Origin of the sequence: Bhargavaea massiliensis, from assembly GCF_018390575.1 — a bacterium.
Lineage (GTDB): Bacteria > Bacillota > Bacilli > Bacillales_A > Planococcaceae > Bhargavaea > Bhargavaea massiliensis.
In genome coordinates this window covers 1-223 of record NZ_JAHBCJ010000039.1, presented here as the reverse complement: position 1 = coordinate 223, position 223 = coordinate 1, and the positions used below count along the sequence as shown (strand labels likewise).

Here is a 223-nt window from a genome sequence, read left to right as displayed (position 1 = left end):
AGGTCAATACGAACCTGGCTTACCGCTGGTTCCTGGGCTTCGGCTTTTATGATAAGGTGCCTCATTTTTCGACTTTCGGTAAGAACTACGAACGGCGTTTCAAGGACACGGATCTATTTGAACAGATCTTCTACTGGATCCTGAAACAGGTGGCGGACCGTGGGCTGCTCCGCTGCTTGCTCAGTGCACTCAAAGCCAGAATCATGTAAAAGTCATCACCCGG

1 pseudogene is annotated in these 223 nt (G+C 50.2%); it reads left to right on the top strand.

Annotated elements, in window-relative coordinates:
* Positions 1-170 (top strand): annotated as a pseudogene (locus KHA84_RS15295) (transposase); the annotation flags it as partial.
* Positions 171-223 lie beyond the last annotated feature (53 nt).